The sequence below is a fragment of the Bacillus sp. MN7755 genome (assembly GCF_054771475.1).
The window spans coordinates 125242-138739 of sequence record NZ_BTRL01000012.1 but is presented as its reverse complement, the minus strand read 5'-3'; the positions used below and the strand labels follow the sequence as shown (position 1 = coordinate 138739).

The window sequence follows — 13498 nt, the reverse complement described above, 5'->3', positions numbered from 1 at the left end:
TCTCTTCGGCTTTCAGCTTTTTCTCAGCATCTTTTTGTTCTTTAGCTTTTTGTGCTTCTTCATTTCTTAACTTTGCATCAGCTTTTTGCTTATCTTGAATTTCTTGCTTTTCTTCAGGAGTCATACTCATATTAATTCCTACAAATGAAATGATAGTTAAAACAAAAGCTATACCAGTGAACTTTAAAAACTTTTTCGTTTTTGAGCTCTTTTTAAATCGAAATACTAGTGATGTAATTAATAAAACAGCAGTAGCTATAGTTGCTATTACGAATAATAAAGATAAGAATATTTTCATATATGTAACTCCTAACTTGTATGTTAATACGTTTTTAAACGAGCGAATCCTCCCGGAACTCCATGAATCTCCGCAACTTCTTGAATAGACAAACGAGTATCTTCATAAGTAGATACCATTTCATCAGTTAGTAACAATTCCACAGCAAATGTATTTGCTTCAATTTCTAAACGATCCACGGAAAAGAACGTTTGATTACGTAAGAAGGGGGTGTTTGCTTTAGGATGAAGTACAGCATGGCCCAACTCATGTGCACAAACAAATCGTTGAGTAGTTTCATCAATTTGATTATTAATATGAATAAATTTAAATCGTTTATAAGTGTTGTAAAAACCAAGGGTATTCCCTAAGTCTTCAAACAACACAATAATATTTTTTTGCCTAGCAATTTCAAATGGATCTATTGTTTGATATTTTGCTATGATGTTTAGTACATATTCTTTGATGTCCATAAATTCACTCCAATCAATCTTTTTTATATTTGTTTGGAGTGAATTTTTGTTTTGCTAATTGTTTTGCCATGCGCATTGAGTTTTCCAGAGAAATGCGAATCATTTCTTTTGTGTGTTCATCAATTGGTTCTCCATCAAACATTAATGCTTCTTCACTATTTTCTAATTGTTCTAATGTTTTTTCTAAATCTTTCGCAATATCACGCTCTTCCTTTTCCGATAAGCCTAGTGACATGTTGGTGAATAATTCCTTTTTTTCAGTCCTACCTAATAGGTAATCAGTTGAAACTTCAAAGAAATCAGCAATCTTTTTTAAAGTATCGTAATCGGGTTCACGTTGTCCTTGTTCATAATTGGCCAACTTTCCTCTTGAAAATCCCAACCTATCAGCAAGATCATATTGGCTTAGTTTCTGATTTTTCCTGAGCTCAGCAATCTTCTTTCCAAGCATAAATTTTCCTTCTTTCTAAATAAGAGTAGAAGCTTTTTTCTTAATTATAGAAACGAAAAGTTTCTAAATCTACAAAGGAAACGAAAAGTTTCTAATAAATATTGACAGAAACGAAATGTTTCTATATATTGGAGGTGTAAGGAAACAAAATGTTTCTTTAAGGAGGGGGTATTATGGATAATAAAAGAATTAAAATGATTGAATTAAGAAATGATCAATCGAGAATAGAAGTTGCACAAAAGCTTTCAATTACACCTCAGATGTTAGGTGCTATTGAAAGGGGTGATAGGACACCTTCTTTAGAATTGGCTAAAAAAATAGCGGAGTTCTATAAAACAACAATTGATGATCTTTTTTTTAATTAAAAAGGAAACAAATCGTTTCTTTGGAGGTGATTAAATGCCATCAACTAACATGGCAGTACCAATAGACCCGTCGCATAAACATATAAAAAGCACTTCAAGAGGTGACACCATGAGCCAACAAGAAGAATATGCGGCGACTTATGAATTTGGAAAAACGAAAGTCCATGTTGTGGCTCCTGAGCCAAAATCACAAAAGGATATTGATAAAATCCGTCAGGCATATTACAAGGCTGGTTGGGCCATCATTAAAGAAATACAAGTAAAAGCAAATGTTGAGGAATAGTTCCTCTCTTTTTATACGAAAAGTAGACAAGTTACATATGTACTAAGTTCATTGTAACCATTTGAAAACTAAATATGGAGGCGAACAAATATGGGAACAAGCATATACTGCAATTCAGCAATAGGGGAATTATTACAGAATGCTAGAGAATGTTGTGACAATGTTCAGCTGAAAACGAAGAAAGGGTTATCTAAATACCTTGGTATTACACATGAAAGATTAACCCGTATTGAATCTGGACTTTCTAAACCAGAATTTGAGCTTGCAATGGATTGGTGTCATGCAACAGGAGCAAGATTGAATCAACAAGCAATCAAACATATTTATGGTGTTGGGTTACCGCCTACAGATCCACGCTTAACTCAAGATGTTAATTTACAACTGATGAACTACATTAAACAGGCTGAAGAGGGGATTGCGGCAGCAAAGGAAATCATGAACTTACAAGTTACAACAAGGTCATGGAAGCATGATGAAAAAAAGAAACATGAATACGCGGTTCATGCAAAAGAAATCTTCGATACAATCCAAGCTACTCAATGTGTGGTACAAGCTCTTGAACAAGTTCATTTTGGCATTATGGAACAAATACAAAGAAGTTGGTTGCAAAAGGCTATGGCAGAAAACGTTATTATTCAATCGGTGGATAGCTTAATGAATTTAACAAAGGTGCTGTAAAGGAGGAAGGGAAATGACAGTAGATTATAAGAAACCTAGCTTAAGAGAATATAAGGAATTAATTCGCTATGATGCAAAACTAAACGGTGAAATTAAAATAGCAGAATTACTTAATGAGAATTCAAAAACAGTTGAATTAAAGCAAGAGAAGAAATTGTTGGGGATTCGAATCAAAATTATAGAAGCATCATTTATTTTGAAACATAAATGGGCAAATAAAAAAGCTACCGCCTAGACAACAGTAGCTCTGAAAAATATCGTAAATCAATTATAACATTATATAAATCATTTGGACAAGCCACTGTGCTTGTCGTTATGACCAGAAAGGGATTTTTCCTCCCATACCTCTACAATGTTTCTTTCTGGTTGTAACGATGCGTACAGCATTAATTTAAATAGAAAGGAGATGTAATTCATGAACGATAAAAACAATCGTCTTCATGATTTAGTTCTTCCTGGTGATTTTTCATTTGCGAATAAACTTCGTAACTGTATGAGTGAATGTATTCATAACATGTTTAATGCAGAATCAATCGAAGAATCAAATCACTGGGAAGAAGAGCTGGAGCGATGTATAAGGGAATTTAAAATGCTTCGTGATACAAAAGAGGAACATGAGGTATCTATGAGTTATCGTGTAGTGATTAAAGATTTAAGAGCAAGAGGAGTTAACGCTTCATTAGTAACTCGTAGAAAATAAAAAAATCTATCACTTGGCAGAGTGATAGATAAACGGTCTTGCAAAGATCTTAGGATTAATTATATCAAATTAGCATTCGTATAACAACGGGGTGTGTTACATGCTTTTAGACAAGTCATTACATAGAGTGTTGCTGAATCCTAAAGTGTTTCAACAAGCGACCTCAGAGCAACACCTAATTTACTTAGTAAATCAATATCTCAAAACAGGATACAAAAATTATCGCTTATTACGTGTAGAGGACGGATTCGCGATATGTAAACAGGAGGATGAATAATATGGCAGTTTATAGACCAGTACATGTTTCATTTTGGCAGGATTCATTTGTTTTAGACCTTACACCGGAGGAGAAGTATTTCTACTTATATTTGATGACAAACAGTAAGACGTCTCAATCAGGAATCTATGAGCTTCCACTTCGTATCATTGAAACTGATACAGGATATAACCGTGAAACTGTTATGAAGCTATTAGAACGTTTTGCTGAGTATGGAAAAATTAATTACAACCAAAAAACAAAAGAGTTGTTCTTAATCAACTGGTTGAAGTTCAATCCAATTAAAAATGTAAACATTGAAAAGTGCGTCTTAAAAGAGATTCAATCTGTGAAGGACCAGGATTTCTTAGTTGATTTCTATGAAACATGTTTGCAATTAGAACGTGAACAAGATTTCAAAATCCCTCGTATTAAGGAGTATTTATCAGTCCGTTTGGAGGGGCTTATAAGGGGCTTCCAAAACCCTAGCAAGGAAGAAGAAAAAGAAAAAGAAGAAGAAAAAGAACAACAACAAGAAGAACGCGCAGGCGCGGAAGAAGTTGTTGAGGTTAATCCAATTTCTTTTTACGAACAAAACTTCGGACTGATTACACCTTTTATTGCAGATGGTATTCATGCATGGGTAGATGATTTAAATGCAGAGCTTGTTGTAAAAGCTATGGAAATCGCTTTAGAGAAAAATACAAGAAACATGAATTACGTAAATACGATTTTAAGAGATTGGCATCTTAAGGGGTTGAAAACAATAGTGGACGTTGAAGCAGCTGATAAAGCATTTCGTACTCAGCGATTAACAAAAGCGCAACAACAGACACAAGCACCTTATCAACAAAAAGGATTATCGGAATCTACTAAAAACGTAATACAGCAGCAACAAGCATGGGAGCAAAACATTCCAACAGAAGAAGAACTTGCAGTACTTAACCAACAAAATGCGTGGTTGGCTCAATGAGTAACGATATGATTCGTAATGTAGAAGCTGAACAAAGTGTTTTAGGTAGCATTATCCAAGAAGGCGATCTAATTAAAGATTGTCAGCTAAAGGTAAAACAGTTTTCTTTACCAACACACCAAGTGATTTTTAAGGCGATGAGAGAATTAGAGGATGCCGAAGTCCCGATAGATCTTGTTGCTCTCATGGGGAAATTTGAAGACAGTTTTATGAATCAAATTGGTGGTATTGCGTTCTTTGTAAACTTAACTGAAGTTGTTCCAACGACAAAAAACTTTTCGTATCACGAAGGTTTAGTTATCGAAGCTTGGAAAATGCGACATGCTCAAGAGGTTGCTGGTAACTTATATAATCGCCTTCAGCAAGAGAGGGATATGAGTGCTATTAGTACATCAATTGATGAATTAAGCGCCATTGAAGAAACGGGTTACTCAGATGAATTTAACTTGAAAGATACGCTTGTTGATTTGTATAAGAACATGCAAATTGATGTAGGAGATTTAACCGGTATACCAACTGGTTATGACGACCTGAACAGAATGACAGCAGGGCTCCAAGAAGGTGATTTAATCATAATTGGTGCTCGTCCTTCGATGGGGAAAACGGCATTTGTATTAAACGTTGCTTTTCATGCAGCAAGTGCTCATACAGCAACAGGAATCTTTTCACTAGAGATGGGAGAAGAGCAGTTACTTAAACGTATGATTTCAAGTACCGGAAATATAGATGCTACGAAATTAAAGAATCCTAAGAAACTATGTAATTTAAAGGATTGGGAAAAGATTAGCCAAGCGATGGGATTAATTAATGATTTGCCATTAGAAATTTACGATAAAGCAAATGTCACGATGCAAGAGATTTACGCTAAGACTAGAAAGTTGAAGCGCAAATATCCGGATAAAAAGGTGTTAATCGCAATTGATTATTTGCAGCTTATTGTGGGCGACCCAAAGCATAGAGGGAACCGCATGCAAGAAATTGGTGAGATTAGTCGTAAGTTAAAATTGATGGCAAGAGAATTAAATGTATGTGTAGTGGCATTATCACAGTTAAGTCGTGCGGTAGAAAGTAGGCAAGATAAGAGACCGTTGCTATCAGATTTACGTGAGAATGGTCAAATTGAACAGGATGCGGATTTAATCGCATTCTTATACCGTGAAGATTACTATGACCGCGAGACAGAAAATAAAAACATAACGGAAATTATTTTAGCGAAACAGAGGAACGGTCCAGTTGGTGTTGTTGAACTAGCATTTATTAAAGAATTTAGTAAGTTTGTAAATTTAGAGAGAAAGTTCATCCATCAACAGGAGGCTTAATTATGTTGTTACGTCAGGAAGTAGGACGTAGAAAACTAATAATGATTCGTAAATTATTGGGGTTAGGATTAACTGAAATTAACGGACAAACACTAGATCAACTAACGTTGACGCAACTTGAAGGAATCTTATTTGCAAGCTTGCAGGTATTGGAGGGGAAAAACAATGCCAAAGCAATTAACAATTTTTGACGTGGAACCAGTTGTATCATTTGATCCTAAGAAAGCTCATATTCAACGTTTGAATTCAAAATTACGGTATGCAGATGTAGTTGTGCAAATACCTAGTCAAGCCAAAGCGATTGATGAATTAAAACCAACGACAGCACCGGATGAACGTTATGAGTTATTTGAGGGGTACGCAATGGGGATTTGGCGTTATAAACGAGCGGAGGATAAACAATTTGTGTGGGAAGAAGCAGAAGAAATGTGTAAGAGAGCACGGGATGAGAAAAAGCCGATTCCAATAAGACTCCATTTATCGCTTGAACAATCATTTGTTCCAGAAAATGTTGTGCAATATCTATAGGCAAATAAAAAAAGCTGAGATCACTCTCAACTTACTTCGACAAAGTAATTATAACATATGGGAGTGAACTTGGTGGGAATTAGAAAAGAAAATCTTGTTGAAATGACAGCTGAAATAGATCTGAAAATAAATGGAATATATATTGTTAAAAATGGTCAGGTTCAGCTAATAGAACCACCTCAAAGTGGATTTGGTGAACAATCATTTGTATATCAAAGTGGAAAAGTAATTCGGATGGAAGAGCGGAAGACGAGATTAATTTAATATTATTTTAGAAAAGAAGATTTGAGAAATAAAGTGAGATTTATAGGAAACATGTGAGCTAACTTTATGAACTTTTATTTTCAAAAAAGTATGTTTTAATTTGCGAGGATGATAGGACTGTGAAAAGGTCTATACGAATTGATATGAGGTAGAGAGTATAATCGTTTATTTTGATTGTAAAGCAATTGAATTAATGGGAGAGTATGAAACACAAGGCCCAGACAAAGTTTAACTATAATCTTTATCTGGGTTTTGTCTATGTATTTGATATTATAGAGCGTGAAAATGCTATTAGAGAAAAAAGTCAATTTGTAATGTTAATAACTTATACTACCAACTGTATAATCATTACTGTAATCTATACTTGCAGAAACCTTCTTCTTTTTGTCACCAGATATATAGCCAGATACCTCAAGCCTACTACGAGAGATATCTGTAGAAAATTCTGCTTTTGTCACTGTAATATCCCAATTTTTCTCCTTTTTAAAATACTCGATAGCGGCTTGTGATGCTTTTTCTTTCATTTCATTTTGTTCTTTTTCACTATAAGGGTGGGTAGCCTTATAAATTTGATATATAGTGCACGAACCTAAACCTAAAACAACCAATAATGTTATTAAAAGGATTTTTTTCATTTCTTATCACCTCTATCGATATTATAATAGATGTAACAACAGTTGGAAAAGAGGGAATGTTATGGCAAATGAGATTTCAGATCAAGCATATCGAGAATTAGCCAATGGAGCATATAAAAGTGATGAAAGGAAAGAAATTAATAATAAAAGAGGAAGCGAAGTGTGGGAACCAATACATCCTAAAGGAGCAAAACTCCATGATAAGGAAACTGGTTTTGATGCGACAGTATATCAAAATACAGTGACTGGTGATGTTGTTGTTGCTTATAGAGGAACGGAAGGGGGAGAATCATTAGATAGATCAGTACCTGATTTTATAACTGATGCAAGATATATTTTAATGGGGCAGAATCCCATACAAGATGGAGAGAAAATAGATCCGTATGATAAAAGTCAAGTAATAGCGGCTAACCAGTTTACGCAATCAGTATCACTTTTAGAAATAGTAAAAAAAGAATATCCTAATCAGAAGATTTCAACTACAGGTCATTCTTTAGGTGGCGCCAATGCTCAATTTGCTAGTGCAATATGCGATGTGCCCGCTGTTACTTACAGTGCTCCTGGTGTTTATGATATGCTTCCAAAGGACATACAGAAAAAAGTAGATGCAGGAGAATATAAAGGGCAAATAATTAATTATATTAATCCGAAAGACACAATTTCTGGTGGCGCTCTTAGAGAAGATAAAACACATATTGGTGATACCTATATGGTAAACTCTGATTTTAAAACAGCAAATAATGACTATGGGATGCATCAAATTGATAGGTTTTTAGATTCAATAGGAGCGAAGGATTTTCACGGGATAAAGAATTACCACGTTGATGCGTTTGGAAATATAGATAATTCTATGCTAGTAGATGCTAATACAGGTGAAAAAATATATAGATCACCTAGATTTTCAATTGGAGGTGTTGGAGAAGTTAGGGTACTCATGGAATACTTAGAAGAATCGGCAAAAAAAATGCAACAAAGTGCGGAAGAATTTCAAAATCAGATACCACGAGTAGTTTCAGAAGTAATGCAGCATCTTAGTTCAACTAAGAGTCAACGTCTGGAGAGAAGGATTGAAGAATTGTATCATTGCTTAGATCAAACCAGTAGAGTATATGCGACAAAAGCCGGGGAAGTATCAGCTTTTATTAAGAGAAAAGCCGATGAATATAAGGCAGCAGACGAAAATTTTCAAGGATTTGAGTGGTTAAAAAAATGAGACAAATGTATTTTAATGAGGAACATATAGAAGCAGCATTAGGGCGTTTAACGAATTTGATTATAGATATAAATAAAAATCAAGAGAGAGTAAATGATATTTATAATCTTATACAAGCAGGTTGGTCGCAAAATGGGGCTGGAAAGAAAGCGATTGAGGATTTGGAGTATTTACGAAAAGAACTAAATCACTCTGTGAATGAAATTGAAACAAAGAAAAAGAGGTTGAGAGATGATTGGGAGCTTATTAAAGCAGTAGACAGGAGCTATAAATAAGTACATGAAAATGTTCAGAGCCGAAAGGCTCTATTGTTTTGCTTAAAAGTTGTGTTTTAAATTTGTATAAAAATTTCATTTTGTTATAAAAAAAGACACTACAATGAGTGTCTGAATTAATTAGATTGATGTTTTTCAGTATGAGTTATTGTTTTTCTCTATTTACTTGCGCACTTAATTTAATCAATAGGTCACGATCTATGAGCAATACATCATTTGCGTGTGCTAATTTACGTGCTGGTTCTGTGAAATAGTTATTAGTTACAACCCAAGCATGTGCAGCATCGTAATATTTTTTAGCTCCAACAATTTCTTGGACAGAATGGATGCCAACTTTGTTTTTATAACGTTTTGCTTGGACGATTATTTTTTCATTATTATTCTTTAAAACTAGATCCGCTCCAAAGTCTCCGGAGCCCTTAGTAACTTCTGCCTGGTATCCAAGCGATTGATATAGTGCACTTAGGTATTGTTCAAATTGTAGACCGTTCATTTGATCAATTTCATAAATGTTAGATTGGCGAAGTTGTTCCATATAAATTTTTTGAGCTTTAGCCTGTTTTTTATACAGAAATATTAAAAAGATGATAAATAATGCAGGAATGAGCATTAATGGAGAAGTTAAAGTTTTGATTAGCATTTCGGTGGAAAATATAGACAAATTAGTACAGCTCCTTATAGTTAAATCAATATAGTTGTTAATAACATTATACAAAACTTCTTTGTTTAGAATAGATAAAAATTCAAACAAAATAATCCTTGTATAAAATTGAAGAAGAGGAGTTTTATTTTCGAAAATGGTTTTCGTATTATGTTCTGATATAGTAGAATATATGGTGTATGTAAGAGGGAGGATAATGCATGAAACAAACAGAATTAACCCCTGAGAAAATAGCAGAGATGAGCAAAAATGTTGAAGACTTGCAATCTAATATGGTTGCGATTCAAAATAATATGTTAGGAATGTTGAATAATAATATAACTATTATAATAGCAGTCGCTGGTTTGCTTTTTACTATTTTAGGGATTGTAGCAGCTTTCTTAATATATCGTATGCAACAAGATAATAAGGGATATATCAATGAAGCAAGTAAAACCATTGAGAAAGCTAATACTTCTATAGAAGTAATGAATGAAAAATATTTAGAATTAGAAGAAAAATTAGATGTGGGAAACAAAGTCTTAGATCTTCAAAAGGGAATCACATTACAGTTTGCAAAAGTTAACTTATCATTTATGGCTTTTAAAAGTCTTTATGAATTCATTTTAGAATTACATCCTTCTAAAAAAGAAGCCAAAGAATTAAATGGTTTAGAGTTAAAGTATCATCGATTGCAATCAGCTATAAAAATAGTAATTCTTTCTATAGAACAAGATGGTTCCATAGAAAAACTTCAGCAACAATATGATAGTTTATTAGAGCTAGAAGTAGATTTAAATAAGTTACAAACAGAAGCATCAGCATTGTTGAATGCTTATGAAGAAGTAGCAGCAAGCACAAAAAATAACAATTAGTCCTACTGGAAGAACCAGCGGACACTGAACTACAAAGAGCATAGGTGATATTGCTCTGTGGTTTGGTGTCCGCTTTTTTTATTTTGCTTAGAGGTGATGTGAATGAAAAAGATTCGTGATTAGCAGCAAAAGAAACAGAATAGGCAGCATAAGAAAGAAAAGTTAAGTATTCGAGATATAGAGGAATTAATGGGTATTTGTAGAGCACGATATGAGCGTGGTCACGGTGGTGCCCTTAGACAAAAATAAAAATTTGGAGGAATTAATATGAAAAAACAATTAACGTTCAAAATGCCAGTTGTAGATGGAAAGAAAACAAAACAAGCGGTTGAAGAAGTATTCGAAGTGTATCGTCAGTATTTAGCAACAATGCCAAGTGATATTTTACCTAAAGTCACACCATCGTATTCTATTATTCCTCCATCATTTACAAATGCATTTCATAGTTCTACAGAAGAAATTGCAATTGAAAGAATAGAATATGAGCAAGGGCGAAATGAATTCATGAGTTGGATTCATGACGGTGTTAATCGTTTAAAGGATGATGAACGCCGAATAATATTAGAAAGATTTATGGGAGAGCTACCAGGATATGATCCAGACATTTGGCTAGATCTCGGAGTAGGAAAAACAAAGTATTACAAATTAAAAGGACAAGCATTATTACGTTTGGCTTTCATTTTAAAAATAGAAGTGTATAAAGAGAATCATAGACAGGAAGAGGTGAAAAGTGCATGAATTTAGTTCAGCCAATTCGTGATAAAGAAGCTATTCAAGAAATTAAAGAGTTTTTTAAGGAACAGAATGAGCGTAATTACATTTTGTTCCTTTTAGGTATTAATACTGGATTACGGATTTCTGATATATTACGTCTTCGAATACGTGATGTAGAAGGCTGGAGTATCTTCATCCGGGAAAAGAAAACAAAGAAAGTTAAAGAAGTGAAGATGCCATCTGAACTAAAGAGAGCAATAAGGGAATATGCGAATGGAAGACCGAAGAATGAATTTCTTATTAAGAGTAGAAATGGTAAGAACAAACCAATTACTAGATCAATGGCCTATGTAATATTAAATCAGGCAGCAAGGGAATTTGGTTTGGAACGAATCGGTACTCATTCACTTAGAAAAACATACGGATATCATCACTATAAGCAATTTAAAGATGTAGTTGTTCTGCAGCGAATGTTGAATCATACGGATCAAAAAGAAACATTGAGATACATTGGAATAGAACAAGATACATTAAATGATTATCAAAAGAAATTTAGAATTTGAATTCATGTATCAATAAATTTGATTATTAATCTACTGTAATTGAAATATACGTTCCTTTTTGGAGTAATATAAGTTAAAATTGGTAATAAATATTGGAATGGGAGAGTATTGTATGGCGGAAGTGGAAGGTAAAAAGAATACTAAAGTAAGTATCATGGAGGGTATTTCATTAAGTATATCATTTTTGATAATTGGGATATTCGTGTATTGTAATCCCGATTACTTAGAAGGTGAGACAGCTACTTATGTAGTAAGTGGGATTTGTTTTTGTATAGCTTTCTTGGGAATTACTACGGAAATATCTAAGACAGTTGAAAATGCAAAAGATTTAGTTGTCGGAATCATTTCTGCTGGAGTGGTAATTTCTATTTGGGCAATTTTATATCATTATTTCCCAATTTGGTGGGTTAATTTAATTAGTTTATTGCTTCTAATCACAGGGGTATATGGATTGATTCTTACTGTAGTGCAATTTGGTAGCTATATCAAAATGGGAGAACATAGAAGTACTTTTGTTAGGGTTTTGATTGTTGGGAGTGAAATTATAGCTTTTGTAGCATCGATAATAACAATTTTGCAGAGTGCGGGAATAGCAATTCCATTTCTTTAATAATGAGGAAATCAAATCTTTTAAAAAGGCAGTTACTATACTGTCTTTTTATTATGGTTGAAAAAATAAAAGGAGATATGTTTTTTTATTTATAAATGAATTCGCTTCAAAAGAAAAGTGCCAAACTCGTTTTACTAGAATGCTATAAAGCTTGATAGTTCTAAGGAAAAACGAGTTGGTCTAATTCAACACAATATGGTTTGTAGTGAATTTATTTTTAAAGATTATTAAAGCTAAAACTCAAAAACTGTTCAAAAAGAGGATTTTAAATGATGGAAAATTTAATAATATACTAAAATTAGATATTTATAATTGACGATTTTTGAATATAAAAGGATAATTTAGGTAAATGATGCGGATATCGTGTCATAAATTAATGAGGAGGTTTTATTGATGACAGGTGTTTCGGTTTTAGCGTACGAAATCTTAGTAGCAATGTTTAATGAGCAAGAGAAGGAGGATTCTAACATGAAGTCATTGACACCTAGTTTTTTTAAAGTAGATTCGAAAGAATTTGCTAGTGCTGTCAATGAATTGGAGGAATGTGGATATATTACAGAATCTAATATTTCCTTCGGAGGGCAAGGGAATTTACCTTTGACTGCTTGGCTAGATAACGCGATTGTTACAAACTTAGGTGCGTTATGTGTAAAGGCAAACTCATAGTTTGAAAGTAACATTTGTGATTAAAAGCAATTTTAAATTGCAATAAAATTTTAAGTGAGGTAATTATTTTATGAGTAGAGCAGGGTACGATACAGCACAGATTTGTAAGAATGGACATGTCATTACAAATCGTTTAGAAGATAGTCCAGAGCATAGCCAAAGTTATTGCAGCAAGTGTGGTGAGGAAACCATAACATGTTGCTTGAGTTGTTCTGCGAAAATAAGAGGTAAATATCATGTTCCTGGTGTAGCAGTACTATCTACAAAACAAATGAAAGCACCAAGATTTTGTTATCAATGTGGAAATGCATATCCTTGGACAGAAAGAGCATTAAGTGCAGCTAAAGAGCTAACTGCAGAATTGGACGAACTTACAGAAGAAGAGAAAAATACGTTAAATAGAAGCATTGATGAACTGGTTCAAGAAGGACCACAAGTTGTAGTAGCAACAACAAGATTTAAAAAAATCATGAAAAAGTTGGGTGACTCATCTGTTGTAGGTGGGTTTAGAGATATCCTTGTAGATGTCGCGAGTGAGGCAGTAAAAAAGCAATTATGGTCGTAATGAATAAAACGCGAACGATTCGCGAACTTTTCACGGAGGATTTGCGAACGATTTGCGGACGAAATTAGATTTTAGACGTGTTATATTTGTATTGTGAGAAACGGCGGAAAACGTTTTTTACATTCCTTTATAATTCAAATGGATCGTTAGGACCATGGGTGATGGTTGAAGATTG

At 33.6% G+C, this 13498-nt stretch carries 22 protein-coding genes and 1 pseudogene; 18 read left to right on the top strand and 5 right to left on the bottom strand.

What is annotated here, in order from left to right; genetic code table 11:
* The 3 genes and pseudogenes from ACYVEC_RS12805 to ACYVEC_RS12795 all read right to left on the bottom strand — a co-directional run.
* Window positions 1–298, bottom strand: a pseudogene (locus tag ACYVEC_RS12805) (hypothetical protein); the annotation flags it as partial.
* Between the two features lie 23 nt (window positions 299–321).
* Entirely contained in the window at window positions 322–750 is a 429-nt protein-coding gene (locus ACYVEC_RS12800) for an ImmA/IrrE family metallo-endopeptidase (protein ID WP_097822707.1), read from the bottom strand.
* A 13-nt stretch (window positions 751–763) separates the two neighbouring features.
* Window positions 764–1201, bottom strand: coding sequence for a helix-turn-helix domain-containing protein (locus ACYVEC_RS12795; RefSeq protein ID WP_097822708.1), 438 nt, complete (start codon window positions 1199–1201; stop codon window positions 764–766).
* Between the two features lie 173 nt (window positions 1202–1374).
* Between ACYVEC_RS12795 and ACYVEC_RS12790 the strand changes: the two genes are divergently transcribed.
* From ACYVEC_RS12790 to ACYVEC_RS12745, 10 genes are all read left to right on the top strand, one after another.
* A complete protein-coding gene (locus ACYVEC_RS12790; protein ID WP_097822709.1) occupies window positions 1375–1566 on the top strand; it encodes a helix-turn-helix transcriptional regulator in 192 nt (63 codons plus the stop codon).
* A gap of 34 nt (window positions 1567–1600) precedes the next feature.
* Window positions 1601–1849 (top strand): hypothetical protein, encoded by a 249-nt coding sequence (locus ACYVEC_RS12785; protein WP_460506797.1) that lies wholly within the window; start codon window positions 1601–1603, stop codon window positions 1847–1849.
* A 90-nt stretch (window positions 1850–1939) separates the two neighbouring features.
* Window positions 1940–2527 (top strand): sporulation sigma factor-processing peptidase, encoded by a 588-nt coding sequence (locus ACYVEC_RS12780; RefSeq protein WP_460506794.1) that lies wholly within the window; start codon window positions 1940–1942, stop codon window positions 2525–2527.
* Between the two features lie 13 nt (window positions 2528–2540).
* Window positions 2541–2762, top strand: coding sequence for an RNA polymerase subunit sigma (locus ACYVEC_RS12775; RefSeq protein WP_460506791.1), 222 nt, complete (start codon window positions 2541–2543; stop codon window positions 2760–2762).
* Window positions 2763–2942: 180 nt separating this feature from the next.
* Window positions 2943–3227 carry a hypothetical protein gene (locus ACYVEC_RS12770; RefSeq protein WP_460506788.1) on the top strand — a complete coding sequence of 95 codons (285 nt, stop codon included), beginning with the start codon at window positions 2943–2945 and terminating at the stop codon, window positions 3225–3227.
* A 278-nt stretch (window positions 3228–3505) separates the two neighbouring features.
* A complete protein-coding gene (locus tag ACYVEC_RS12765; RefSeq protein ID WP_460506785.1) occupies window positions 3506–4456 on the top strand; it encodes a DnaD domain-containing protein in 951 nt (316 codons plus the stop codon).
* The gene (dnaB, locus tag ACYVEC_RS12760) at window positions 4453–5775 is read left to right on the top strand and encodes a replicative DNA helicase (protein WP_460506782.1); all 1323 of its coding nucleotides are present in this window, start codon (window positions 4453–4455) and stop codon (window positions 5773–5775) included. Before ACYVEC_RS12765 ends, dnaB begins: the two co-directional genes overlap by 4 nt.
* 2 nt (window positions 5776–5777) lie before the next feature.
* Window positions 5778–5966, top strand: coding sequence for a hypothetical protein (locus ACYVEC_RS12755; protein WP_460506779.1), 189 nt, complete (start codon window positions 5778–5780; stop codon window positions 5964–5966).
* Entirely contained in the window at window positions 5941–6303 is a 363-nt protein-coding gene (locus tag ACYVEC_RS12750) for a cell division protein SepF (protein ID WP_460506776.1), read from the top strand. Before ACYVEC_RS12755 ends, ACYVEC_RS12750 begins: the two co-directional genes overlap by 26 nt.
* Window positions 6304–6375: 72 nt before the next feature.
* Window positions 6376–6567, top strand: coding sequence for a DUF3954 domain-containing protein (locus ACYVEC_RS12745; protein ID WP_460506773.1), 192 nt, complete (start codon window positions 6376–6378; stop codon window positions 6565–6567).
* Window positions 6568–6884: 317 nt separating this feature from the next.
* Here the strand turns inward: ACYVEC_RS12745 and ACYVEC_RS12740 are convergent, their stop codons facing one another.
* Window positions 6885–7202, bottom strand: coding sequence for a hypothetical protein (locus ACYVEC_RS12740; protein ID WP_063548447.1), 318 nt, complete (start codon window positions 7200–7202; stop codon window positions 6885–6887).
* Between the two features lie 61 nt (window positions 7203–7263).
* Between ACYVEC_RS12740 and ACYVEC_RS12735 the strand changes: the two genes are divergently transcribed.
* Both ACYVEC_RS12735 and ACYVEC_RS12730 read left to right on the top strand, forming a co-directional pair.
* Window positions 7264–8415 carry a lipase family protein gene (locus tag ACYVEC_RS12735; RefSeq protein WP_429795082.1) on the top strand — a complete coding sequence of 384 codons (1152 nt, stop codon included), beginning with the start codon at window positions 7264–7266 and terminating at the stop codon, window positions 8413–8415.
* On the top strand, window positions 8412–8690 hold the full coding sequence (locus tag ACYVEC_RS12730; RefSeq protein ID WP_042516336.1) for a hypothetical protein: 279 nt from the start codon (window positions 8412–8414) through the stop codon (window positions 8688–8690). Before ACYVEC_RS12735 ends, ACYVEC_RS12730 begins: the two co-directional genes overlap by 4 nt.
* A 145-nt stretch (window positions 8691–8835) precedes the next feature.
* Here ACYVEC_RS12730 and ACYVEC_RS12725 read toward each other — a convergent pair whose 3' ends face one another.
* Window positions 8836–9351, bottom strand: coding sequence for a restriction endonuclease (locus tag ACYVEC_RS12725; protein WP_460506768.1), 516 nt, complete (start codon window positions 9349–9351; stop codon window positions 8836–8838).
* Between the two features lie 200 nt (window positions 9352–9551).
* Between ACYVEC_RS12725 and ACYVEC_RS12720 the strand changes: the two genes are divergently transcribed.
* The 6 genes from ACYVEC_RS12720 (at window position 9552) to ACYVEC_RS12695 (ending at window position 13323) form a co-directional block, all read left to right on the top strand.
* Window positions 9552–10205: a hypothetical protein gene (locus ACYVEC_RS12720; RefSeq protein WP_460506765.1), complete on the top strand. Its 654-nt coding sequence runs from the start codon at window positions 9552–9554 to the stop codon at window positions 10203–10205.
* A 267-nt stretch (window positions 10206–10472) separates the two neighbouring features.
* Window positions 10473–10943 (top strand): ArpU family phage packaging/lysis transcriptional regulator, encoded by a 471-nt coding sequence (locus ACYVEC_RS12715; RefSeq protein WP_460506762.1) that lies wholly within the window; start codon window positions 10473–10475, stop codon window positions 10941–10943.
* Entirely contained in the window at window positions 10940–11482 is a 543-nt protein-coding gene (locus ACYVEC_RS12710) for a tyrosine-type recombinase/integrase (protein WP_001055135.1), read from the top strand. Before ACYVEC_RS12715 ends, ACYVEC_RS12710 begins: the two co-directional genes overlap by 4 nt.
* A 112-nt stretch (window positions 11483–11594) precedes the next feature.
* Window positions 11595–12092 (top strand): hypothetical protein, encoded by a 498-nt coding sequence (locus ACYVEC_RS12705; RefSeq protein ID WP_460506759.1) that lies wholly within the window; start codon window positions 11595–11597, stop codon window positions 12090–12092.
* Window positions 12093–12485: 393 nt separating this feature from the next.
* Window positions 12486–12758 (top strand): hypothetical protein, encoded by a 273-nt coding sequence (locus ACYVEC_RS12700; protein WP_147787141.1) that lies wholly within the window; start codon window positions 12486–12488, stop codon window positions 12756–12758.
* A 70-nt stretch (window positions 12759–12828) separates the two neighbouring features.
* On the top strand, window positions 12829–13323 hold the full coding sequence (locus tag ACYVEC_RS12695; protein ID WP_460506756.1) for a DUF2321 domain-containing protein: 495 nt from the start codon (window positions 12829–12831) through the stop codon (window positions 13321–13323).
* Window positions 13324–13498: the final 175 nt, after the last annotated feature.